18 protein-coding genes and 1 other RNA gene are annotated in these 21261 nt (G+C 63.3%); 12 read left to right on the top strand and 7 right to left on the bottom strand.

Annotated elements, in window-relative coordinates; all coding sequences use genetic code 11:
* Positions 1 to 2394 carry a xanthine dehydrogenase molybdopterin binding subunit gene (xdhB, locus tag G7016_RS13350; protein WP_181114944.1) on the bottom strand — a complete coding sequence of 798 codons (2394 nt, stop codon included), beginning with the start codon at positions 2392 to 2394 and terminating at the stop codon, positions 1 to 3.
* Positions 2387 to 3841 (bottom strand): xanthine dehydrogenase small subunit, encoded by a 1455-nt coding sequence (gene xdhA / locus G7016_RS13345; protein WP_181114942.1) that lies wholly within the window; start codon positions 3839 to 3841, stop codon positions 2387 to 2389. The genes xdhB and xdhA overlap by 8 nt, the downstream gene beginning before the upstream one ends.
* Before the next feature lie 211 nt (positions 3842 to 4052).
* Between xdhA and G7016_RS13340 the strand changes: the two genes are divergently transcribed.
* From G7016_RS13340 to ligA, 4 genes are all read left to right on the top strand, one after another.
* Positions 4053 to 4712 carry a GntR family transcriptional regulator gene (locus tag G7016_RS13340; protein WP_181114940.1) on the top strand — a complete coding sequence of 220 codons (660 nt, stop codon included), beginning with the start codon at positions 4053 to 4055 and terminating at the stop codon, positions 4710 to 4712.
* Position 4713: 1 nt separating this feature from the next.
* A complete protein-coding gene (gene smc, locus G7016_RS13335; protein ID WP_181114938.1) occupies positions 4714 to 8199 on the top strand; it encodes a chromosome segregation protein SMC in 3486 nt (1161 codons plus the stop codon).
* A 191-nt stretch (positions 8200 to 8390) separates the two neighbouring features.
* Positions 8391 to 9200 carry a cell division protein ZipA gene (zipA, locus tag G7016_RS13330; RefSeq protein ID WP_181114936.1) on the top strand — a complete coding sequence of 270 codons (810 nt, stop codon included), beginning with the start codon at positions 8391 to 8393 and terminating at the stop codon, positions 9198 to 9200.
* Positions 9201 to 9318: 118 nt separating this feature from the next.
* Positions 9319 to 11646 carry an NAD-dependent DNA ligase LigA gene (ligA, locus tag G7016_RS13325; protein ID WP_181114934.1) on the top strand — a complete coding sequence of 776 codons (2328 nt, stop codon included), beginning with the start codon at positions 9319 to 9321 and terminating at the stop codon, positions 11644 to 11646.
* Here the strand turns inward: ligA and G7016_RS13320 are convergent.
* Positions 11643 to 11969 (bottom strand): hypothetical protein, encoded by a 327-nt coding sequence (locus tag G7016_RS13320; RefSeq protein WP_181114932.1) that lies wholly within the window; start codon positions 11967 to 11969, stop codon positions 11643 to 11645. The genes ligA and G7016_RS13320 overlap by 4 nt on opposite strands.
* Positions 11970 to 12002: 33 nt before the next feature.
* Positions 12003 to 12671, bottom strand: a complete 669-nt coding sequence (locus tag G7016_RS13315; RefSeq protein WP_181114930.1) for a hypothetical protein — start codon at positions 12669 to 12671, stop codon at positions 12003 to 12005.
* Between the two features lie 192 nt (positions 12672 to 12863).
* On the opposite strand from G7016_RS13315, the gene G7016_RS13310 reads away from it, so the two are divergent.
* Complete coding sequence (locus tag G7016_RS13310) at positions 12864 to 14057, top strand: zinc-binding metallopeptidase family protein (protein WP_181114926.1); 1194 nt, start codon at positions 12864 to 12866, stop codon at positions 14055 to 14057.
* A gap of 119 nt (positions 14058 to 14176) precedes the next feature.
* An RNA gene (gene ffs / locus G7016_RS13305) (signal recognition particle sRNA small type) lies at positions 14177 to 14273 on the top strand.
* A 117-nt stretch (positions 14274 to 14390) separates the two neighbouring features.
* Here the strand turns inward: ffs and G7016_RS13300 are convergent.
* Positions 14391 to 14933: a fimbrial protein gene (locus G7016_RS13300; protein WP_181114924.1), complete on the bottom strand. Its 543-nt coding sequence runs from the start codon at positions 14931 to 14933 to the stop codon at positions 14391 to 14393.
* A 94-nt stretch (positions 14934 to 15027) separates the two neighbouring features.
* Here G7016_RS13300 and G7016_RS13295 point away from each other — a divergent pair, with 94 nt between their 5' ends.
* Positions 15028 to 15426 carry a hypothetical protein gene (locus G7016_RS13295; protein WP_181114922.1) on the top strand — a complete coding sequence of 133 codons (399 nt, stop codon included), beginning with the start codon at positions 15028 to 15030 and terminating at the stop codon, positions 15424 to 15426.
* 103 nt (positions 15427 to 15529) lie between these two features.
* The gene (locus G7016_RS13290; RefSeq protein WP_181114920.1) at positions 15530 to 15790 is read left to right on the top strand and encodes a hypothetical protein; all 261 of its coding nucleotides are present in this window, start codon (positions 15530 to 15532) and stop codon (positions 15788 to 15790) included.
* A 3-nt stretch (positions 15791 to 15793) separates the two neighbouring features.
* On the opposite strand, the gene G7016_RS13285 is transcribed toward G7016_RS13290, so the two are convergent.
* A complete protein-coding gene (locus G7016_RS13285; RefSeq protein ID WP_181114918.1) occupies positions 15794 to 16279 on the bottom strand; it encodes an N-acetylmuramoyl-L-alanine amidase in 486 nt (161 codons plus the stop codon).
* Positions 16280 to 16436: 157 nt separating this feature from the next.
* Here G7016_RS13285 and dnaX point away from each other — a divergent pair, with 157 nt between their 5' ends.
* The 4 genes from dnaX (at position 16437) to recR (ending at position 20618) form a co-directional block, all read left to right on the top strand.
* Positions 16437 to 18488: a DNA polymerase III subunit gamma/tau gene (gene dnaX, locus G7016_RS13280; protein ID WP_181114916.1), complete on the top strand. Its 2052-nt coding sequence runs from the start codon at positions 16437 to 16439 to the stop codon at positions 18486 to 18488.
* A gap of 27 nt (positions 18489 to 18515) precedes the next feature.
* Positions 18516 to 18842, top strand: coding sequence for a YbaB/EbfC family nucleoid-associated protein (locus G7016_RS13275; RefSeq protein WP_181114914.1), 327 nt, complete (start codon positions 18516 to 18518; stop codon positions 18840 to 18842).
* 66 nt (positions 18843 to 18908) lie between these two features.
* Positions 18909 to 19940 (top strand): NADP-dependent oxidoreductase, encoded by a 1032-nt coding sequence (locus G7016_RS13270; RefSeq protein WP_181114912.1) that lies wholly within the window; start codon positions 18909 to 18911, stop codon positions 19938 to 19940.
* A gap of 75 nt (positions 19941 to 20015) precedes the next feature.
* A complete protein-coding gene (gene recR, locus G7016_RS13265) occupies positions 20016 to 20618 on the top strand; it encodes a recombination mediator RecR (RefSeq protein WP_181114910.1) in 603 nt (200 codons plus the stop codon).
* Positions 20619 to 20686: 68 nt separating this feature from the next.
* Here recR and G7016_RS13260 read toward each other — a convergent pair whose 3' ends face one another.
* On the bottom strand, positions 20687 to 21235 hold the full coding sequence (locus tag G7016_RS13260) for an adenine phosphoribosyltransferase (protein WP_181114907.1): 549 nt from the start codon (positions 21233 to 21235) through the stop codon (positions 20687 to 20689).
* Positions 21236 to 21261: the final 26 nt, after the last annotated feature.

The following is a 21261-nucleotide window of genomic DNA, read 5'->3' as shown; positions in this document are numbered from 1 at the left end:
TCAGGCCTCCGCGGGTTGTTTGACGGGAACGGGGGAGGGCTGGATCTCGCGCAGCGCCTGGCAGGCCAACAGCACCCGTTCAGGCGTGGCAGGGGCGTCCAGCGCCGGCTGCACCTGATAGTTGGCCAGGCTGGCCACCGCGTCCTTGATCGCACACCAGGCGCTGATGCCCAGCATGAACGGCGGCTCGCCCACGGCCTTGGAGTGGAATACCGTGTCTTCGGGGTTCTTGCGGTTTTCCACCAAGTGCACGTTGAACGCTTCCGGTACGTCGGCCACGGTAGGGATCTTGTAGCTGGCCGGCCCATTGGTGAGCAGGCGGCCTTTGTCGTTCCACACCAGCTCTTCGCAGGTAAGCCAGCCCAGGCCCTGGATAAAACCGCCTTCCACCTGGCCGATGTCGATCGCCGGGTTCAGAGAGGCCCCTACGTCGTGAAGGATGTCTACCCGCGTGAGCTTGTATTCACCAGTCAATACATCCACCAGCACTTCACTGCACGCGACCCCGAAGGCGAAGTAGTAGAACGGCCGGCCTTTGGCCAGGGAACGGTCGTAGAAGATCTTCGGGGTCTTGTAAAAGCCTGTACTCGACAGCGACACCTGATTGAAATACGCCAGCTGCACCAACGCCTCGAAGGTCATCAGCTGTTCGCGCACCCGCACCATGCCGTTGCTGAACACCACGTCTTCGGCGCTTACCCGCCAATGGGTAGCGGCAAAGTCCACCAACCGCTGACGCAGAGTCAGCGCGGCATTCTGTGCCGCCTTGCCGTTGAGGTCGGCGCCACTGGACGCTGCCGTGGGCGAGGTATTTGGCACCTTGCCGGTATGGGTAGCGGTGATTTCGATCCGGCTGATGTCCACCTGGAACACCTGCGCGACCACCTGAGCCACCTTGGTATTGAGGCCCTGGCCCATTTCGGTGCCGCCGTGATTCAGCTGCAGGCTGCCGTCGGTGTAGATGTGCAACAGCGCGCCGGCCTGGTTGAGGAAGCTGGCCGTGAACGATATTCCGAATTTTACCGGGGTCAGCGCCAGGCCTTTTTTCAGCACCGGGCTGTGGGCATTGAACGCCGTGATGGCCTCGCGCCGGGTGGCGTAATCGGCCCGGGCTTCGAGGTCGGCGGTCATTTCCTCGATCAGGTTGTGCTCCACCGTCTGGTAATAGTGGGTCACGTTGCGGTCGTGCTTGCCATAGTAGTTGGCCTTGCGCACTGCCAGCGGGTCCAGCTGCAAGTACCGGGCGATGCGGTCCATCACCTCTTCGATGGCCACCATGCCCTGCGGGCCGCCGAACCCGCGATAGGCCGTATTGGAGGCGGTGTGGGTCTTGCAGCGGTGGCCATTGATGGTGGCGTCGCCCAGGTAATAGGCGTTGTCGGCGTGAAACATGGCCCGGTCGACGATGGAGGCAGACAGATCGGGCGAATAGCCGCAATTGCCGGCCAGGTCCATGGCAATGCCATGCAAGCGACCTCTGTCGTCGAAGCCGACGTCATATTCCACATAGAAGGGGTGACGCTTGCCCGTCATGGCCATGTCATCGCCGCGCAGCAGGCGCATCTTGGTAGGTTGCCCGGTAAGGCGGGCAATGATCGCGCACAGGCAGGCAGGGCCGGCAGCCTGGGTTTCCTTGCCGCCGAAGCCACCACCCATGCGGCGCATGTCCACCACCACCTTGGCCATCGGCACGCCCAACACTTCGGCCACCAGTTTCTGCACCTCGGTGGGGTTTTGGGTGGAGGAGTACACCAGCATGCTGCCGTCTTCGCCCGGCATTACCGAGGCCACCTGGGTTTCCAGGTAAAAGTGTTCCTGGCCACCAATGTGCAGGGTGCCTTGCAGGCGGTGGGGTGCGGTGGCCAGCGCTGCGGTGCTGTCACCACGCTGGTGGGTATGGCTGTCCAGTACGAAGTGGCGCTTGCGCAGGGCCTCCACCACGTCCAATACAGGCTCAAGCTCTTCATATTCAATCACCGCCGCCATGGCGGCGCGGCGGGCGGTTTCCAGGTCGCAGGCAGCCACTGCCAGCACCGGCTGGCCCACGTATTCCACCTTGTCGATGGCCAGTAGCGGGTCCCCTGGCACCAGCGGGCCAATATCCTTGAGGGCGGGCAGGTCTTCATGGGTGATGACCAGCCGCACGCCGGGGATCGCCAGGCAGGGCGAGGTATCCACCTTCAGCAATCGGGCGTGGGCGCGCTCCGACAGCCGTGCGTACACATGCAGCTGGTTGGGGAATTCCAGGCGGTCATCAATGTACTGGGCTTCGCCGCTCACGTGCTTCTCGGCGCTTTCATGGCGCACGCTGCGGCCAACGCCGGTAGCGATGCCCTGGCGGAACGCCTCGGCCAGCTCTTGCTCGGTCAATGCGTGAGTGTGGGAATCAGACATGAGCGGCCACCCGGGTCGGAAGGTCAGGTGTATGGGTTTCGATCAGGCATTTACGCAGAAGGTTCTGGGCCACCAGCAGGCGGTACTGGCTGCTGGCGCGCAGGTCGCTGAGGGGGGTGAAGTCTTCGGCGAGGGCCTGGCAAGCTGCTTCGATGCTGGCAGTGGTCCACGGCTGGCCCTGTAGGGCGGCTTCGCATGCGTAGGCCCGCTTGGGGATGGCGGCCATCCCGCCGTAAGCGATACGGGCGCTGATAACCTGGCCGTGTTCCACGGTGAGATTGAAGGCAGCGCACACGGCTGAGATGTCGTCGTCCAGGCGCTTGGACACTTTGTAAGCGCGGAACCAGCCGTCTGCAGCCGGGCGCGGCACCTTCACCGCCTCGATGAGCTCGCCGGGCTGGCGGGCCGTGATGCGGTAGTCCAGATAGAAGTCTTCCAATGGCAACTCCCGTTGTGTGTCGCCATGGCGCAACAGTAGCGAAGCGCCTAGCGCCAGCAGCAGCGGCGGTGCGTCCCCGATGGGGGAGGCGTTGCCAATGTTGCCCCCCAGCGTGCCCTGGTTGCGTACCTGCAATGAGGCAAAACGGTGCAACAGCGCGCCGAAGTCCGGATAATCCTCAGCCAGCGCGGCGTAGCAGTCGGTGAGCGGTGTGGCTGCGCCGAGGGTTAGTGTGTGTTCGGTGGCCGTGATCTGCCGCAGCTCAGGCACCTGGCCCAGGTAAATCATCGAGGTCAGGGGGCGGTGTTGCTGGGTCACCTCAAGTGCCAGGTCGGTGCCACCAGCGAATAGCCGGGCCTGTGGGTCGTCGGCGTAGGCATGGGCCAGCGTGGCAAGGTCGGTCGGTACCAGGCAGCGCGCGCTGCTGCCGCTGAGTTCGCCGGGACCCTGCGCAGCTATGGCCTGCAGTTGTGCGACCGTGGCGGCCTCGCCTGCATCGAAGCTGTCCGCAGCCGGGCTGGCGCAGGCTTGAGCTGCGGCTTCCACGATAGGCCGGTAGCCCGTACAGCGGCAGAGGTTGCCGCCCAGTGCTTCGTGAATGGCCGGTGTGTCGGCACCGGGGCAGTTCTTTTGCAGGGCGAACAGGCTCATCACAAAGCCCGGCGTGCAAAAGCCGCACTGGGAACCGTGGCAGTCCACCATGGCCTGCTGAACGCTATGCAGTTGCCCTCGCTGTTTGAGGTCTTCCACGGTGATCAGCTGTTTGCCATGCAGGGTGGCAATGAAGGTGAGGCAAGCATTCACGCTGCGATAGCGCAGGCCCGGCGTACCGTCTGCCTGGGCCACCAGCTCGCCCAGCACCACCGTGCAGGCGCCGCAATCACCCGTGCCGCAGCCTTCCTTGGTACCACGCCGGTTGCGCTGCTCGCGCAGGTATTGCAGTACGGTAAGGTTCGGGTCCAGGTGCTCCTCGGAACACAGCTGGTGGTCAAGCAGGAACTGGATCACGGGCGACCTCGCAAGCTGTGGCGGTATTCGTAAGGGCTCGGCGAATGTAGTAGCGGGTTGACTGGAAGGTCAATAATTTTCTGACCTTTGAGTCAGGTTCGACGGCCTGAAGGAGATCAAGCGTATTTCGTGCCAGTTCGCCCCCTTCAGCCGGCCAGTATTTGCTATACAATCGCCGCCTTGCGCATTTCCCGGACCCGCAGAGACCATCATGACGTTCAAGGCCTCGGACAGCCTCGCCGAGCAGATTGCCCGCCACCTGGCCGACCGCATCGTGCGCGGCGAGCTGCGCCCCGGCGAACGCATCCAGGAGCAGAAAGTAACCCAGGCGCTGGACGTGAGCCGCGGCTCGGTGCGCGAAGCGTTGCTGATCCTCGAGCGGCGGCACCTGGTGGTGATCCTGGCGCGGCGCGGCGCCCACGTGAGCGAGCTCAATGCCCACCATGTGCGCAGCCTGTGCACCCTCATGGGTGAGTTGTACATCCTGCTGGGCTACGCAGTGGCCGAGCATTGGCGCAGCGAAGCCGACCTCGCGCCCTTCCTGGCGCTGCAACAGCGGTTGCGGGCCAGCGCCGAGGCCAATGCGATCCAGGCCTTTGTTGACGATAGCTTCAATGTGATGCGCGCGGCGTATCCGTTCGCCAACAACCCTTACCTGCGCGAAACGGTCGAGAACCTGCAGCCGGCGATGAACCGCAACTACTACCTGGCTCTGGAACAGCGCAAGGCCGTGATGGCCGATTACCTGGAGCTGTTCGATGGCCTGCTGACGGCGGTGCGTGCCCGCGACCAGGCGAGCATTCGGCGCCAGCTGCAGGCGTACTGCGAGCTGAGCTGCCAACTGGTGCTGGCCGCCCTGGGCCCGGCCTGACATGCGCCTCAAATGCATCCGCCTGGCGGGGTTCAAGTCCTTCGTAGACCCCACCACGGTCAACTTCCCCAGCAATATGGCGGCGGTGGTGGGCCCCAATGGCTGCGGAAAGTCCAACATCATCGACGCGGTGCGCTGGGTAATGGGCGAAAGCTCGGCGAAAAACCTGCGTGGCGAGTCCATGACGGACGTGATCTTCAACGGCTCCACCAGCCGCAAGCCCGTCAGCCAGGCCAGCATCGAACTGGTGTTCGATAACGCCGAAACCACGTTGATCGGCGAATATGCCGCCTATGCCGAGATTTCCATTCGCCGCAAGGTCACCCGCGACGGGCAGAACACCTATTACCTCAACGGCACCAAGTGCCGCCGGCGGGACATCACCGACATCTTCCTGGGCACCGGCCTTGGCGCGCGCAGCTATTCGATCATCGAGCAAGGCATGATTTCGCGGCTGATCGAGGCGCGGCCCGAGGAGCTGCGCAACTTCATCGAGGAAGCCGCTGGCATTTCCAAGTACAAGGAGCGCCGGCGCGAAACCGAAAGCCGTATCCGCCGCACTCAGGAAAACCTCGAGCGCCTCACCGACCTTCGCGAGGAGCTGGACCGCCAGCTGGAGCGGCTGCATCGTCAGGCCCAGGCCGCAGAGAAGTACCAGGAATACAAGGCCGAGGAGCGCCAGCTCAAGGCCCAGCTGTCGGCCCTGCGCTGGCGTGCCCTGGACGAACTGGTCGCCCAGCGCGAGAGCATCATCGGTGAGCAGGAAGTGGGCTTCGAGGCGCTGGTGGCCGACCAGCGCAGCGCCGACGCCAGCATCGAACGGCTGCGGGACGGCCACCACGAGCTCTCCGAGCGCTTCAATCAGGTGCAGGCACGCTTCTATTCCGTGGGCGGCGATATCGCACGGGTAGAGCAGAGCATCCAGCATGGCCAGCAACGGCTGCGCCAGTTGCAGGATGACCTGCGCGAAGCCGAGCGTGCTCGCCAGGAGACCGACTCCCACCTGGGCCACGACCAGACGCTGCTCGCCACCCTCGGCGAAGAACTGGACATGCTGGAGCCCGAACAGGCCATCGCCGCCGCTGCCGCCGAAGAAAGCGCCGCGGCGCTGGAGGCCGCAGAAGCCGCCATGCAAGGCTGGCAGGAACAATGGGACGCTTTCAACACCCGCTCCGCCGAGCCGCGCCGCCAGGCCGAAGTGCAACAGGCGCGTTTGCAACAACTGGAGCAAAGCCTCGAACGCCTGGCCGAGCGCCAGCGCCGGTTGGCCGAAGAACTCGCGGGCCTGGCGGCCGACCCTGAAGATGCCGCCATCGTGGAGCTGAACGAGCAACTGGCTGCCGCCGAAATGCTGATGGAGGAGTTGCAGGCCGAGGAGCAGCAGCAAGGCGAACAATTGGAAGCCTTGCGCGAAGAACTGCACGCCCTCGGCCAGCAGCAACAGGCAGGGCAGGGCGAGCTGCAACGGCTGGGCGGCCGGCTGGCTTCGTTGGAGGCATTGCAACAGGCCGCACTGAACCCGGCCGGCGGCGTGAGCGACTGGCTGCGCGATCAGGGCCTGCAAACGCAACCCCGCCTGGCTGAAGGCTTGCGCGTGGAAGCGGGTTGGGAGCAGGCCGTGGAGGCGGTGCTGGGTGCCGACTTGCAGGCCGTGCTGCTCCAGGACCTGGCTGCCGATGGCCTACCTACCTTCGATGGCGGCGAGCTGCGGCTTGCCCAGGCGGTACCGACTCCGGCGTTGGCCGGCAGCCTGCTGGAAAAAGCGAGCGGCCCGGTAGACCTCTCGGCCTGGCTGGGCCAGGTACGCCCGGTCGATACCCTGGACGCCGCGCTTGCCCTGCGTGGCAGCCTGGCGCCGGGTGAAAGCCTGGCCACCCGTGACGGTTACTGGGTAGGCCGGCATTTCCTGCGGGTAAGCCGCGGCAATGATGCTCAAGGCGGTGTGCTGGCCCGTGCTCATGAACTGGAAACGCTGCACGCCACCCGCGAAGCCGCTGAAGCGGTGCAAGCCGAGCTTGAACAACGGTTGAGCGAAGCGCGCCAGGCACAGCAGGATGCCGAGCAGGCCCGCGAACACGTGCGCCGCAGGCTTCAGGACGAAGCCCGGCAATTGGGTGAACTCAAGGCGCGGCGCTCCGCCAGCCAGGCGCGCGCCGAGCAACTGGCCTTGCGCCGCCGCCGGCTCGACGAGGAAACCACCGAGCTGGCCGAGCAGCGCGCCATGGAAACCGAAGCCATCGGTGAATGCCGCCTGCTGTTGCAGGAAGCGCTGGATGCCATGGCCGAGGACACCGGGCAACGCGACACCCTGGCAGCCGCGCGAGAAAGCCTGCGTGAACGCCTCGATCAGGTGCGCCACGAAGCCCGGCAGCACAAAGACAGCGCACATCAATTGGCGCTGCGGCTGGGCTCACTGCGAGCGCAGCACAACTCTACGCGACAGGCATTGGAACGGTTGGAACTGCAATCGGCCAGGCTGGTAGAACGGCAGGAACAACTGAGCCTCAACCTGGAGGAGGGCGAGGCCCCGCTCGAAGAGTTCCGCCTTACCCTCGAAGGCTTGCTGGAGCAGCGCCTGGCTGCGGACGAGGACATGCGCACCGCTCGCGCCGCGCTTGACGACGCCGACCGCGAGCTGCGCGACGCGGAAAAACGCCGCACCCATGCCGAGCAACAGTCGCAGTTGCTGCGTGGGCAAATGGAGCAGCACCGGCTTGAATGGCAAGGCCTGAGCGTGCGCCGCAAGGCCTTGCAGGAACAGCTTCATGCGGACGGCTACGACCTGAACGGGGTATTGCAAACCTTGGCCGCCGACGCCACCGAGGCCGCCGCCGAAGAAGCGCTGCAACTGCTGGATGCGCGCATCAATCGCCTGGGGGCGATCAACTTGGCCGCCATCGAGGAGTATCGCCAGCAGTCCGAGCGCAAGCGCTACCTGGACGCGCAGGACGCAGACCTGGTCGAGGCCCTGGCCACGCTGGAAAGTGTGATCGGCAAGATCGACCGCGAAACCCGTAACCGCTTCAAGGACACTTTCGACCAGATCAATAACGGCCTGCAGGCGTTGTTTCCAAAGGTATTTGGCGGCGGTAGCGCTTATTTGGAACTGACCGGCGAAGATTTACTCGATACAGGGGTCACAATCATGGCCCGGCCGCCTGGCAAGAAGAACAGCACCATTCACTTGCTGTCCGGTGGGGAAAAAGCCCTGACGGCGTTGGCGCTTGTGTTTTCGATCTTCCAGCTCAATCCGGCACCGTTTTGCATGCTGGATGAAGTGGATGCACCGCTGGATGACGCCAACGTAGGACGTTACGCCCGCCTGGTGAAGGAAATGTCGCAGACCGTGCAGTTCATTTACATCACCCACAACAAGATCGCCATGGAGATGGCCGATCAGCTGATGGGCGTAACCATGCATGAGCCGGGCTGCTCAAGGCTGGTGGCGGTAGACGTGGAAGAGGCACTGGCAATGGTCGATGCCTGAGGCAAGCGGCAAGCGTTGGAGCTAAAACACATGACGCGGACGGTGTAAAGTTGCCTTTGGTCGTGCTAGTTTATTGTTCATATTTTTATACGCGTGGCAAAAACACCAACCAGAACATAGGCTTGGGGCTACGTTTTAAAGGGTTTTTTACCTAACCCATTTTTGACATCTTTTTCGAGGCACAGGACTTCATGGAAATCGGTCTGCGCGAGTGGCTGATCGTCATCGGCATCATCGTGATTGCCGGCATTCTTTTCGACGGCTGGCGCCGCATGCGCGGCGGCAAGGGTAAGCTCAAGTTCAGGCTGGATCGCAGTTTTTCCAACCTGCCGGACGAAGAGGGGCCAACTGAAGTACTTGGCCCACCTCGAGTACTTGATACCCATCAGGAACCGCAACTGGACGAAACCGACCTGCCGTCGATGACCGCGCCCAGCCGCGAATCGCGCCGGCGCAAGCCGCAGGAAGCGCCCCGGGTCACCGAGCTGGCCGTGGACGAGCCGCGCATGAACGCCCGTGAAGACTTTGGCCTGGATGACGCCGAGGGCTTCGGCGAAGAGCCGGCGCCCGTGGAAGAAGTGCTGGTAATCAATGTGATTTCCCGCGACCCGAACGGCTTCAAGGGCCCTGCGTTGTTGCAGAACATCCTTGAAAGCGGCCTGCGCTTCGGTGACATGGATATCTTCCACCGCCACGAAAGCATGGCCGGCAACGGCGAGGTGCTGTTCTCCATGGCCAACGCGGTGAAACCTGGCGTGTTCGACCTGGACGACATCGACCATTTCACCACCCGCGCCGTGAGCTTCTTCCTGGGCCTGCCGGGCCCGCGCCATCCCAAGCCCGCCTTCGAAGTGATGGTGGCGGCGGCGCGCAAGCTGGCCCACGAACTGGACGGCGAGCTCAAGGATGACCAGCGCAGCGTACTTACCGCGCAAACCATCGAGCACTACCGCCAGCGCATCGTGGAGTTCGAGCGCCGCGCCCTCACCCAGAAGCGCTGACCCGCGCTATGGTTGAAAAGCCAGACTCGCCCAACGGCGGGCTGGCTTTTTTGGTTTTTACCCCTTTCGTTTAACCGCAAGCGCACTTGTACGCTCGCGCAGGCCGGACCCTTTGCCGATGACCACTGCCCAGACTCGAATCCTTGAACTGCGCGCCGAACTCGACGAGCACAACTACCGCTATTATGTGCTGGACGAGCCGAGCGTGCCCGACGCCGAGTACGACCGCCTGTTCCGCGAGCTGCAGGCGCTGGAGGCGGACAACCCCACGCTGATCACGCCAGATTCACCCACGCAGCGGGTAGGCGGCAGCGCGCAAACGGCCTTCAGCCAGATCCGCCACGAAATCCCCATGCTCAGCCTGGGCAACGCCTTCGCTGAAACGGACCTGCTGGATTTCGACCGTCGCGTAGTGGAAGGCCTGGATGCCGACAAGGGGCAAGTGATCGAGTACAGCTGCGAGCCCAAGCTGGACGGCTTGGCAGTGAGCCTGTTGTACGTGGACGGGCAGTTACAGCGAGGCGCCACCCGCGGGGATGGCGCTACGGGCGAGGACATCAGCGCCAACGTACGCACCGTGCGCAACATCCCTCTCAAGCTCAAGGGCAGCGGCTGGCCCGCGACCCTGGAAGTGCGCGGCGAGGTGTACATGAGCAAGGCCGGCTTCGAGCGCTTGAACGCCACCCAGGCCGAGGCGGGTGGCAAGACCTTCGCCAACCCCCGAAACGCTGCTGCCGGGAGCCTGCGCCAGCTGGATTCGCGCATCACCGCCAGCCGCCCGCTGGAGTTCTGCTGCTACGGCATCGGCCAGGTCAGCCACGACATTGCCGACACCCATATCGGCAACCTCAAACAGCTGCAACAGTGGGGCCTGCCCATCAGCCATGAGCTGAAGCTGGCCAAGGGGCCGCAGGAATGCCTGGCCTACTATCACACCATCGGTGAGCGGCGGAACGCGCTCGCCTACGAAATCGACGGCGTGGTGTTCAAGGTCAACAACATCGCGGCGCAGCGCGAGCTGGGCTTCCGCTCACGTGAACCGCGTTGGGCCATCGCGCATAAATTCCCCGCCATGGAAGAGCTCACCGAGCTGCTGGGCGTGGAATTTCAGGTGGGGCGCACCGGTGCCGTTACACCGGTCGCCCGGCTCAAGCCGGTGAAGGTCGCGGGTGTGACCGTGGCCAATGCCACCCTGCATAACATGGACGAAGTGGCCCGACTGGGTGTGATGATCGGCGACACGGTGATCATCCGCCGTGCTGGCGACGTGATCCCGCAGGTGATGCAAGTGGTACTGGAACGCCGCCCGCCCGATGCACAGCCTGTCGCCGTGCCCACTCACTGCCCGGTGTGCGGCTCGGAGGTGGAGCGCACTCAGCTGATCAAGCGCAGCAAGGGCAAGCAGGTGGTGACGGAGGGCGCGGTGTATCGCTGTGTGGGCCGCCTGGCCTGCGCGGCGCAGCTCAAGCAGGCGATTATTCACTTTGTGTCCCGCCGGGCCATGGACATCGACGGCCTGGGCGACAAGATCGTCGAGCAACTGGTGGATACCGGCCTGGTGCGCTCGCCAGCCGACCTGTACCAGCTCACCCAGGAACAGGTACTTGGCCTGGAAGGCTTTGCCGAAATCTCCAGCCGCAACCTGATCGCCGCCATCGACGCCAGCCGCAAGCCTTCATTGGCACGCTTTATCTTCGCCTTGGGCATCCCCGATGTAGGCGAGGAGACCGCCAAGGTGCTGGCCCGTTCGCTGGGCAGCCTGCAGCGGATCATGGCCGCGCTTCCCCTGGTGCTCACGTACCTGCCGGACATTGGCAGCGAAGTCGCCTACGAAATCGGCCACTTCTTCGAAGAGGAACACAACCGCACCGTAATCGCCCAACTGCTGGAGCGCGGCGTGGTGCTGCAGGATGAGGGCGAGCTGCATGCGGAGTATGCGGCGGCTACGACCTTCGATGGCCTGGTGGCCAAGCTGGAAATCCCTTATGTAGGCCCTGGCGCTGCGCAGAAGCTGGCCGAGCGCTTCGGTTCGCTGCAGGCCCTGGCCGAGGCAGACTGGCTCGACCTGCGGCAAACCGTGAACGAACGCGCCGCCGAAGCCCTGCGCACCTACTTCGCCGACCCCGCGCGGCGTGATGCTGCCTTGGCGGTGGAGGCGCAACTACGAGACTTCGGCATGCATTGGAGCAGCGCCAGGCGAACGGTGGAAGGGCTGCCCCTGGCGGGGCAAACCTGGGTGCTCACTGGCACTCTGGAAACCATGACCCGCGAGGCGGCCAAGGAAAAGCTCGAAGCCCTGGGCGCCAAAGTGGCGGGGTCCGTCTCCGCCAAGACCCATACCGTGGTGGCAGGGCCTGGGGCGGGGAGCAAGCTGGCCAAGGCGCAACAGTTGGGAGTGCGGGTGCTTGATGAAGCGCAGTGGGTGGCGGATATGGCGGCTTACTAAATTGGCCCTGGCGTTACTTCAGAACAGAACCACATGGTTTCATGGCTCGCCAGGTCCAGGCCGGTAAGGAAGCGATTGGGTGATGAAAGCAGGAATGTCGGGCCGCGCATGTTTGGCCGCTCGCAAATGCTGTTGTGCTGATTGGTGTCGACCCAGCGGTTGCTTTCTCTTGTATCGGCGACGTTTAGTTGCAGTGTTCCAGAGGCATTTTTCAAACGGGAACAATTTAAGGTAGCGATCGCTGAGCCGAACTCTTCCCTCATTTGCATCCCCGTAACTACTTTACCGGCCGGGCAGTGCATCGGGGTGTCCTTGACATTCATTTGTACGGTACTGCTGTCGTATGCTACGAACGGCTAGTTATCAGCGCCTAGCAGGTCGGCGCATTGGTACTCGAAGCCAGTGGGCCGCCGGAAAAACGCAGCTAGCAGGACACCGTCCCCGCATTGGGCATTCGTATCCTCCGAATACGGCTTCCAAGCCCGCGGGCTGGTGTACAGCATGTCCTTCGGCTCCACTACAGGCAGCTGTACCAGCGCACAATCGATACGAGGCGTCGCTGCGTCCTTCACCCCTGCCCCAACAATTTTGAGATTGGGCGCAACGTAGGTGTCATTGGATGGGTTGGCGACCCAAGCGGCGGCGGCAGTCAGAATGTTTTGCATGGGCAATTGTTCGGTACTGGTACTGCGCGCGGTCGCCTGAAGCTTGATCCACCATTTCGATCGCTCGGTCGATTCGGTGCAGTCACTTTCGGTCAGCAGCAACGTACTCTGCGAAGGCATTTGCTCGACCAATACGGAAGTGGGGGAATAGTCACAGGCTCGATTGAACGCCGAATGGCCGGCTTTCTCTACAAGAATGGGGCAGTCCTGATTCTGACTGTTGTAAAGATGGACGCTGGCGGACAATTCGACGGCACTGGGGGCCTGGCCTGCCGATTGTGCAGCGGCAACTACAGCATATGAAGCAAACAGGCAGTTTGTGGCAGCAAGAGCGTGTAGGGCAGCGCAGCGGATATTCATCGTCGATTGCCTCTGTGGGAAGGATCACACTATCCGCAGGCTAACAACCGAGTGCGAGCACGTGTACCTGGCAAAGTTGCTAGCTTCAGGGCTGCCCAGGGTGGCGCATTTACTGCTTGGCAAACGCATTGAATTTTTCCACGGCCCGGGCGCTCTACCTTCCTTCGAAGCCTTCCATGGAAGCCTCCTGTCATGTCTCGTTCGTTCATTTATGCGGGCTCACGCCTATCCGAGCCCGGCGCTATGGCCGCCCCGGCGGCGGGCGCCTGGCACTGCCGCTGCGGCCAAGCGATATTTTTCGGCAACAGCCTGTGCCTGAACTGTGAGGCACCCCTGGGTTATCTGCCGGTCAAGAATCTGGTGTCAGCCTTGACGCCGGCTTTGTCAGGAGGGCAGTGGAGCCTCGACGCTGCTCCCAACGGCATAACAGTGCGCCGCTGTGAGAACTTCAGCACCCCAGCGGCCTGTAACTGGCTGATTCTAACTTCGGATGGCCATGCGCTCTGCCAGGCGTGCCGGCTGAACCGCACCATCCCGGACCTGTCGGTGCCGGAAAATCCCGAATACTGGTTCAAGGTGGAAACGGCCAAGCGGCGGCTGGTGGCGCAGCTGCTCAACCTCGGCCTTCCGGTGATCGCCAAGGTTGACAATGACGAGGCCGGCCTGGCCTTTGATTTCATCGGGGTGAGCGTGGACGGTACCCAGCCCACTACCGGCCATGCCGAGGGGTTGATCACCCTGGATATTCGCGAAGCAGACGACGCTTACCGGGAAAGCGTGCGCAAGAATATGCACGAGCCGTATCGTACGCTGCTGGGGCATTTCCGGCATGAGGTCGGCCATTACTATTGGGACCGGCTGGTGGCCAATACCCGTTGGCTGGAACCGTTCCGGGCACTGTTCGGAGATGAACGCGCCAGTTATGCCGACGCCCTGGAACGACATTATCAGCAGGGCGCGCCAGCCGACTGGGCCCAGCACCATGTGAGCGCGTACGCGACCATGCACCCTTGGGAGGACTGGGCCGAAACCTGGGCTCATTACCTGCATATGATGGATGCGGTAGACACAGCGTTGAGCTTTGGCATGAGCGGCCATAACGCAGGCCTGGACTACGTGTCCTACCCGATATCCACCTTGTATGACGCCGAGCACCCCACTGGGCCGGCGTTTCTGACTTTCATCAACACCTGGATCGAACTGGCGGGCATGCTCAACGAGCTGTCCCGTGCCATGGGCCAGCCGGATTTCTATCCTTTCGTGCTCCCCCCTGCGGTGGTCGCCAAGCTGCACTTCGTACACCTCGTGGTACAGGCCGCAGGAGGCAAGGCGGACGAGATCGTAGAGGTCGCTCAAGCGATCGCCGAGGCGGATCCGGCTCCATAGGCCGCCTAATGCGCTGAACCGCCGGGCTTTTTTCAGCCGGGCGGTTGTATCCAGCGGGCAAGCCTGTACAATGGCCCCCGCTTACCGGGCAACCCGGCGAGCGTGCGTTATGGCGACCCCATCGGTCCCCCCGCAACGATTACCCGTTAACCTGGTCAGGCCCGGAAGGGAGCAGCCACAGCGGGAACATTGTGTGCCGGGGTGTGGCTGGTGGGGTGGCCACCTATACCTTCTTCCCCCTTCCAGAATCGCCTTTTGCCTGACGTGCGAAACCTATCGCTGCGCTTGCTTGAACGGCGCTGGCCGCAGCATGCGCCACAGCCAGCTGACAGATCATTCGTACGTGAGCAAAAACCTCAGCGCGCCCGTGAGCGTGCCGGGTATTACGGGCCCAGTGTGCTTGACCACTCGCGCATTCAAAGGCAAATGGGCGGTGCCGGTTGGCATTGTCATGATTGGCACAGTTGTGCCGAGCGCCATGGGGTCGATGCCGTTCTGGGCCATTACCTGGAAGGCCACACCGCCCCCGGTTGTGCCGCTTCCCGTACTGAAAATACCGTTGGCAGCGTCAATGACGCTGGAACCGTTGTCCGGGTCCAGCTGGAGGTGGATGCGGGGCACCGTGCCTTGTTCCGGTGGCTGGCAGTCCACCAGGTTCAACTCGAAGCGCACTGGGCGGGTGCTGCTGTCGCCCTGTTGAAAATCCGCTACGTCGAACTCGCCCAGGTCCACCGGATTGGGCGTCACAGGATCAGCCGCGGTGCTACAGCCGGAGGACACCACCTCGCCCGAGAGCCGAAAGTTCAGCGCTGTGGTCACCTCCTGCCTGGGGTCGGTAATTTCGCCACGAATCATTTCCCAGCTGGGATCCAACATATATTGCCCTGCCGGGATGGCCCCGGTCTTGATCAGTGATACGTGATATCTGTGCCCGGCTACCTCGAAGATGCTCTCGTGATGATGATGGCGCGTGACCGAATCGGCCGGGTTGAATTTCCCTACCGTGCAGTGCTCGTTGGTGGACGGTACGCAGCTGTCCCTTCGACGGGTTCCCAGTGGCGGTGCGACGATCACCCTCGCAGCATGGCGATTGATGACCGATTATCAGTGCCTCATGGTACGCATCAATGGGGTGGACAGCGCCGGGCAGGTGCTCGATGAAGCCGTGGTATCAGGGCGCCGGGTGCAGGCCAGCGAAGTGGGCGTAGGGGTGGGCTACGCTCACGATTTGTTGATTCCACGGGCGTTACTGTCCCGGCTGCGGCTCAACACGCCTTTCTATGTGCAGGCCTATCTGAGCTTCGATGGGTCCGAACAATGGCCGCCCGCCCCTACGTTCAAGGATCTGGTGCCCACCCTCGTACCGTGAGCCGGTTGTCAGCTCGCCGGGGAGCCGCGCATTTACATCGCTCTGTCGCTGCTTCATATTTCACCGCTTTGGTGAACACGAAAACGTTACGGAGTATGCGCACGTGGAACAGTCGCTCAGCCAGCCCTTGGATACGGTGTATATCCTGCGTATCGACGGCACCCGCTTCGGCCCCTTCGAAACGCGGCTGGAGGCCAACAAGGCGCTGATCTGGGAAGAAACCCTCAACGCCGGCGCTGGCGATACCCTCGAGCATCACCAGCCTGGCGGTGAAGTGGCCAGTTACCTGATCAGCAACACGCACTTCCAGCCGAAGATGAAAGGCATAGAAGCACACTACACGGTGCGCTTGCGGCCGGAGTGACGGTCAACACCGCAGCGGATGGGCTGCCAGCCATTGCGCCACGTCGAAGCATGGGCAGGCCTTGCTGAATTCGTTCGGGGTAATCCGGCCGTTGCCATCCAGGTCCGGCGAGAAGTCCCGGTGCCCGCGGACCGTCGCCCCGGGATAGCGGCCTTTGAGTTCGGCCAGCAAGCGGTGAAGGCTGGCGAATTGCGCCGGAGTGAAGTTGTTTTCCGGCTTGCCCGCCGCATCCAGGCCGCCCACCAGGCAGATGCCCACCGATGCCTGGTTGAAGCCTTTCACGTGGGAACCCACGGTGCTTTCATCGCGGCCCGGGTCCACGCTGCCATCCCGGCAGATTACATAGTGATAGCCGATATCGGCCCAGCCTTGAGACAGGTGCCAGGCGCGGATGTCCGAAGCGCGTACCATCGCAGCCGCGCGGGTGGCTGAGCAATGCACTACCAGCCAGTCCGTGCGCGAGCGTTGCTTGAGGGAAATGGTGGTCATGGGCTGCGTCCTTTGCAGTGAAAACGGGCGCACAGCAAAGCGTGGCCGGGCGTGAACGCCAACCGGGAAAGGCTACCGGCTACGCCGGGGCGGATGCTTTTTCCCGCCCGCTCGGCTACGATTGGCGGTCCAAAGCTTCAGGTCGTGACGGTTTTCCATGAGTTATCAGGTTCTTGCACGTAAATGGCGGCCGCGTTCGTTCCGCGAAATGGTCGGGCAGGGCCATGTGCTCAAGGCCCTGATCAACGCGCTGGACAACCAGCGGCTGCACCACGCCTACCTGTTTACCGGGACGCGTGGCGTGGGCAAAACCACCATCGCGCGCATCATCGCCAAGTGCGTGAACTGCGAAACCGGCATCACCTCCACGCCCTGTGGCACCTGCTCGGTGTGCCGGGAAGTGGACGAAGGGCGCTTCGTCGACCTGATCGAGATCGACGCCGCCAGCCGCACCAAGGTCGAAGACACCCGCGAACTGCTGGACAACGTGCAGTACGCACCCAGCCGTGGCCGCTTCAAGGTGTATTTGATCGACGAAGTGCACATGCTCTCGTCGCACTCGTTCAACGCCTTGCTCAAAACGCTTGAAGAACCGCCGCCCTACGTCAAGTTCATCCTCGCCACCACCGACCCGCAGAAGCTGCCGGCGACCATCCTGTCCCGCTGCCTGCAGTTCTCGCTGAAGAACATGACCCCCGAGCGGGTGGTCGAGCACCTGGCCCACGTGCTGGGCGCGGAGAACATCCCGTTCGAAGACGATGCGCTGTGGTTGCTGGGCCGCGCTGCCGATGGCTCCATGCGCGACGCCATGAGCCTCACCGACCAGGCCATTGCCTTCGGCGAGGGCAAGGTGCAGGCCGCGGACGTACGCGCAATGCTGGGCACCCTCGATCACGGGCAGGTATTCGGCGTATTACAGGCGCTGCTGGACGGTAATGCCAAGGCGTTGCTAGAGGCGATCGGCCACCTGGCGGAGCAGGGGCCGGACTGGGCCGGTGTGCTGGCCGAAATCCTCAACGTCTTGCACCGTATCGCTATCGCCCAGGCACTGCCGGAGGCCGTGGATAACGGCCACGGCGACCGTGAGCAGGTGCTTGCGCTGGCACAGGCGCTGCCGGCCGAAGACGTGCAGTTTTACTACCAGATGGGCTTGATCGGGCGCCGAGACCTGCCGCTGGCACCGGAGCCACGCGGCGGCTTCGAAATGGTACTGCTGCGCATGCTGGCGTTCCGGCCAGCGGGCGAGCAGGCGCCGCCAGCGCAGCTAAAGCCGGCGGGGATCAGCCAGGCCACGGCTGATTCCCCTGAGGCGGTGGCCCCGGTCGCGTCGCCTGTAAAAGCACCTGCGCAGCCCGAGCCGATAAAGCCCAAGCCAACGCCCGAACCCCGGCCCATGACGACAGCGCCAGCGGCGCCAGCCATCGCCTCCGACGACCCGAGCCTGCCCTGGAACGAGCCCGCCGCCAGCGATGCCGAAGTGCCCATGCTGGCACCGGCACCCGCGCCCGAGGCTATCCTGGATACCCGCGCCGAACCGCCGGAACTGCCGCCCATGCCCGTGCCCACCCCGGCGAGTGTGGTGCCCCCGGCGCCTGAAAACGACGCCGAACTGGACGACAACGCGGGCGCGCCTATCGAATACCAGCCCGCCGGCATGCTGCGCGACGACGAGCCGCCGGCCGACGATGACTATTACCCGGGCGATGCCGACCCTGCCAGCTATGGTTACCTGGACGACCTGGCCAGCCACGCCGCCGAGCCGGTAACCCCGCCCGAGCCGGCCCCGGCCGCCGCGCCCGCTAGCGGCCTGGCGCTGCAGTGGCTGGAGCTGTTCCCGAAGCTGCCGGTATCGGGCCTTACCGGTAGCATTGCCGCCAACTGCAGCCTGGTCGCCGTGGATGGCGACACCTGGCTGCTGCACCTGGACCCGGCACAGGGCGCGCTGTTCAACGCCACCCAGCAGCGGCGCCTGAACGACGCCCTGAACCAGCACCTGGGCCGCACGCTCACAGTGAAGATAGAACTGGTGCGGCCGCAACAGGAAACCCCCGCCCAGGCCGCTGCCCGTCGGCGCGCCGAGCGCCAGCACGAGGCCGAGGAGGCAATCGCCGCCGACCCGTTCATCCGCCAGCTGATGGAACGGTTTGGCGCCACCGTGCGCAACGATACCATTGAACCCCTGGACGCCCTGGCCAACCAGGGCGAATGAAACCGAACGAGAGTGGAGAACCGTCCCATGATGAAAGGTGGCATGGCAGGCCTGATGAAGCAGGCCCAGCAGATGCAGGAAAAAATGGCCAAGATGCAGGAAGAACTGGCCAATGCCGAAGTCACCGGCCAATCGGGCGCAGGCCTGGTGAGCGTGGTGATGACCGGCCGTCATGACGTCAAGCGCATCACCCTGGACGACAGCCTGATGCAGGAAGAGAAGGAAGTACTCGAGGATCTCATTGCCGCCGCCGTGAACGACGCCGTGCGCAAGATCGAGCAGAACAGCCAGGACAAGATGTCGGGGATGACGGCGGGGATGCAGTTGCCCCCTGGCTTCAAGATGCCGTTCTAAGCGGAAAAAGAAACACCTTCCCGCCAGCGCGGTCTTCCTTCAACCCCCTTTGAAGGAGCCGCGCTTATGGCCGCCGACGCCATCCAGAATCACCGTTTCGTCCTCGCCTCCCGGCCGAAGGGCAAACCGGTCGCTGAAAACTTCCGCAGTGAAACCCAAACCTTGCCTCCCTTGGAGGACGGTCAAGTGCTGCTGCGTACGCTCTGGCTATCGCTGGACCCGTACATGCGTGGCCGTATGAGCGACGCGCCGTCTTATGCACCACCGGTGGAAATCGGCGAGGTGATGACCGGCGGGGCTGTGAGCCGGGTTGAAGTGTCGCGCCACCCGAAATTCCAGGAAGGCGACCTTGTGGTCGGTATCACGGGCTGGCAAACGCACTCCATTTCCGACGGTACCGGGCTGCTGCCATTGCCGGCTGGCATTCCCCAGCCTTCGATGGCGCTGGGTGTGCTGGGTATGCCGGGCATGACCGCGTTCATGGGCCTGACCCACATCGGCCAGCCCAAGGAAGGTGAAACCCTGGTAGTGGCCGCCGCTTCCGGTGCAGTGGGCTCGGTGGTGGGCCAGGTGGCCAAGCTCAAGGGCTTGAAGGTGGTGGGCGTGGCCGGTGGCCCGGACAAATGCCGCTATGTGGTGGATGAGCTGGGCTTTGATGCCTGTATCGACCACCGCAGCGACAGCTTCGCCCAAGACCTGGCGGCAGCCTGCGACAAAGGCATCGACGTGTACTTCGAGAACGTGGGCGGCAAGGTGTTCGAGGCGGTGTTGCCGTTGCTCAACGCCCATGCCCGAATTCCGTTGTGCGGCCTGATCGCCCACTACAACACGGACGAATTGCCCGAGGGCAAGGACCGCTTCAGCCTGCTGCCGCGGGTATTGCTCACCAAGCGAGTGCGCATGCAGGGCTTTATCGTGATGGATGATTTCAAGGACCGCCAGGCCGAGTTCTTCTCGGCCATGGTGCCGTGGGTCCGTGACGGCAAGATCAAGTTCCGCGAGGACGTGGTCGAGGGCCTGGAGAAGGCCCCGGAGGCATTCTTCGGCCTGCTGGAGGGCAAGAACTTCGGCAAGCTGGTAGTCAAGGTGAGTGATTGATCGGGGAACGTTGACCCGTTGCAGGGGCGCGGGTATAACCCGCGTCTCCGCCGTTTTTTGTCAGGTTGTTTCTGAATGAGCTTCAGCCCACTGATCCGTCAACTGATCGATGCCTTTCGCATTTTGCCCGGCGTCGGTCAGAAAACCGCCCAGCGCATGGCGCTGCAATTGCTGGAGCGCGACCGTACTGGCGGGGCCCGGCTGTCCCAGGCGCTGGCCCGGGCCATGGATGGGGTAGGGCACTGCCAACGGTGCCGTACCCTTACCGAGGAGCAACTGTGCCCGCAGTGCGCCGACCCACGCCGGGATGACACCCTGCTGTGCGTGGTCGAAGGGCCAATGGACGTGTATGCGGTAGAACAGACGGGCTATAGAGGCCGCTATTTCGTGCTCAAGGGGCACTTGTCACCGCTCGATGGCCTGGGCCCGGAAGCCATTGGCATTCCAGAGCTGATCCAGCGTGTGGAGGCGCAAGCCAGCCTGGCCGAAGTGATCCTCGCCACCAATCCCACTGTGGAAGGCGAAGCCACCGCCCACTACATCGCGCAACTGCTCAGCGAAAAAGGCCTGGTGGTGTCCCGCATCGCCCACGGTGTGCCCCTGGGCGGCGAGCTGGAAATGGTCGACGGCGGCACCCTGGCGCACTCATTTGCCGGGCGCAAGCCGATGGCGCTTTGATCGCCGTACCTTGAATTCCCTATAGCCCGTGTAGGAGGGGGCAAAGCCCCCGAACCTTCAAATAACGCTCACATCTCATCCAAAGCGAACGCGGTAAGGCTGAACACCGGCACGCCGGCTTCGATCAGGCGTTGCCCTCCGCCCAGTTCGGGCAGGTCGATGATGGCAGCGGCTTCGTGCACATGGGCACCCATGCGGCGAGTGAGGTTCACTGCGGCCAGCAGGGTGCCACCCGTCGCGATCAAGTCGTCGAACAACACCAGCGAGTCGCCTTCACACAGGCTGTCGGTGTGCACTTCCAGGAAGGCTTCGCCGTATTCGGTCTGGTAGCCCTCGGAAATCACATCGGCCGGGAGCTTGCCCTGCTTGCGGAACAGGATCAGCGGCTTGTTCAGTTCGTGGGCCACCACGGCGCCGATCAGGAATCCGCGGGCGTCCATGGCGCCGATGTGGGTAACGTTCTGCTCCACATACCGCTCCACGAAATGATCGATCACCGTGCGCATCGCCCTTGGCGATTGAAACAGCGGGGTGATGTCGCGAAACACCACGCCGGGCTTGGGGAAGTCCACAACGGGGCGGATCAGGGACTTGATGGTCGAATCGTCGAAGGACATGGTACGTCTCGGCAGGCACAAAAACG

Source organism: Pseudomonas japonica (genome assembly GCF_013522925.1).
In the GTDB taxonomy this organism is placed as follows: domain Bacteria; phylum Pseudomonadota; class Gammaproteobacteria; order Pseudomonadales; family Pseudomonadaceae; genus Aquipseudomonas; species Aquipseudomonas japonica_A.
Note: the sequence above shows the minus strand (reverse complement) of the source record. Positions and strands in the feature narration are given on the sequence as shown.

Coding starts and splice junctions, on each gene's coding strand:
- G7016_RS13300 (WP_181114924.1), bottom strand. CDS start 14,933: ATGTTGGATCCCAGCTGGGAAATGATTCGTGGCGAAATTACCGACCCC.
- recR (WP_181114910.1), top strand. CDS start 20,016: ATGAGCTTCAGCCCACTGATCCGTCAACTGATCGATGCCTTTCGCATT.
- G7016_RS13315 (WP_181114930.1), bottom strand. CDS start 12,671: ATGAATATCCGCTGCGCTGCCCTACACGCTCTTGCTGCCACAAACTGC.
- G7016_RS13340 (WP_181114940.1), top strand. CDS start 4,053: ATGACGTTCAAGGCCTCGGACAGCCTCGCCGAGCAGATTGCCCGCCAC.
- G7016_RS13310 (WP_181114926.1), top strand. CDS start 12,864: ATGTCTCGTTCGTTCATTTATGCGGGCTCACGCCTATCCGAGCCCGGC.
- G7016_RS13260 (WP_181114907.1), bottom strand. CDS start 21,235: ATGTCCTTCGACGATTCGACCATCAAGTCCCTGATCCGCCCCGTTGTG.
- G7016_RS13270 (WP_181114912.1), top strand. CDS start 18,909: ATGGCCGCCGACGCCATCCAGAATCACCGTTTCGTCCTCGCCTCCCGG.
- dnaX (WP_181114916.1), top strand. CDS start 16,437: ATGAGTTATCAGGTTCTTGCACGTAAATGGCGGCCGCGTTCGTTCCGC.
- xdhB (WP_181114944.1), bottom strand. CDS start 2,394: ATGTCTGATTCCCACACTCACGCATTGACCGAGCAAGAGCTGGCCGAG.
- G7016_RS13285 (WP_181114918.1), bottom strand. CDS start 16,279: ATGACCACCATTTCCCTCAAGCAACGCTCGCGCACGGACTGGCTGGTA.
- ligA (WP_181114934.1), top strand. CDS start 9,319: ATGACCACTGCCCAGACTCGAATCCTTGAACTGCGCGCCGAACTCGAC.
- G7016_RS13275 (WP_181114914.1), top strand. CDS start 18,516: ATGATGAAAGGTGGCATGGCAGGCCTGATGAAGCAGGCCCAGCAGATG.
- zipA (WP_181114936.1), top strand. CDS start 8,391: ATGGAAATCGGTCTGCGCGAGTGGCTGATCGTCATCGGCATCATCGTG.
- smc (WP_181114938.1), top strand. CDS start 4,714: ATGCGCCTCAAATGCATCCGCCTGGCGGGGTTCAAGTCCTTCGTAGAC.
- G7016_RS13320 (WP_181114932.1), bottom strand. CDS start 11,969: ATGAATGTCAAGGACACCCCGATGCACTGCCCGGCCGGTAAAGTAGTT.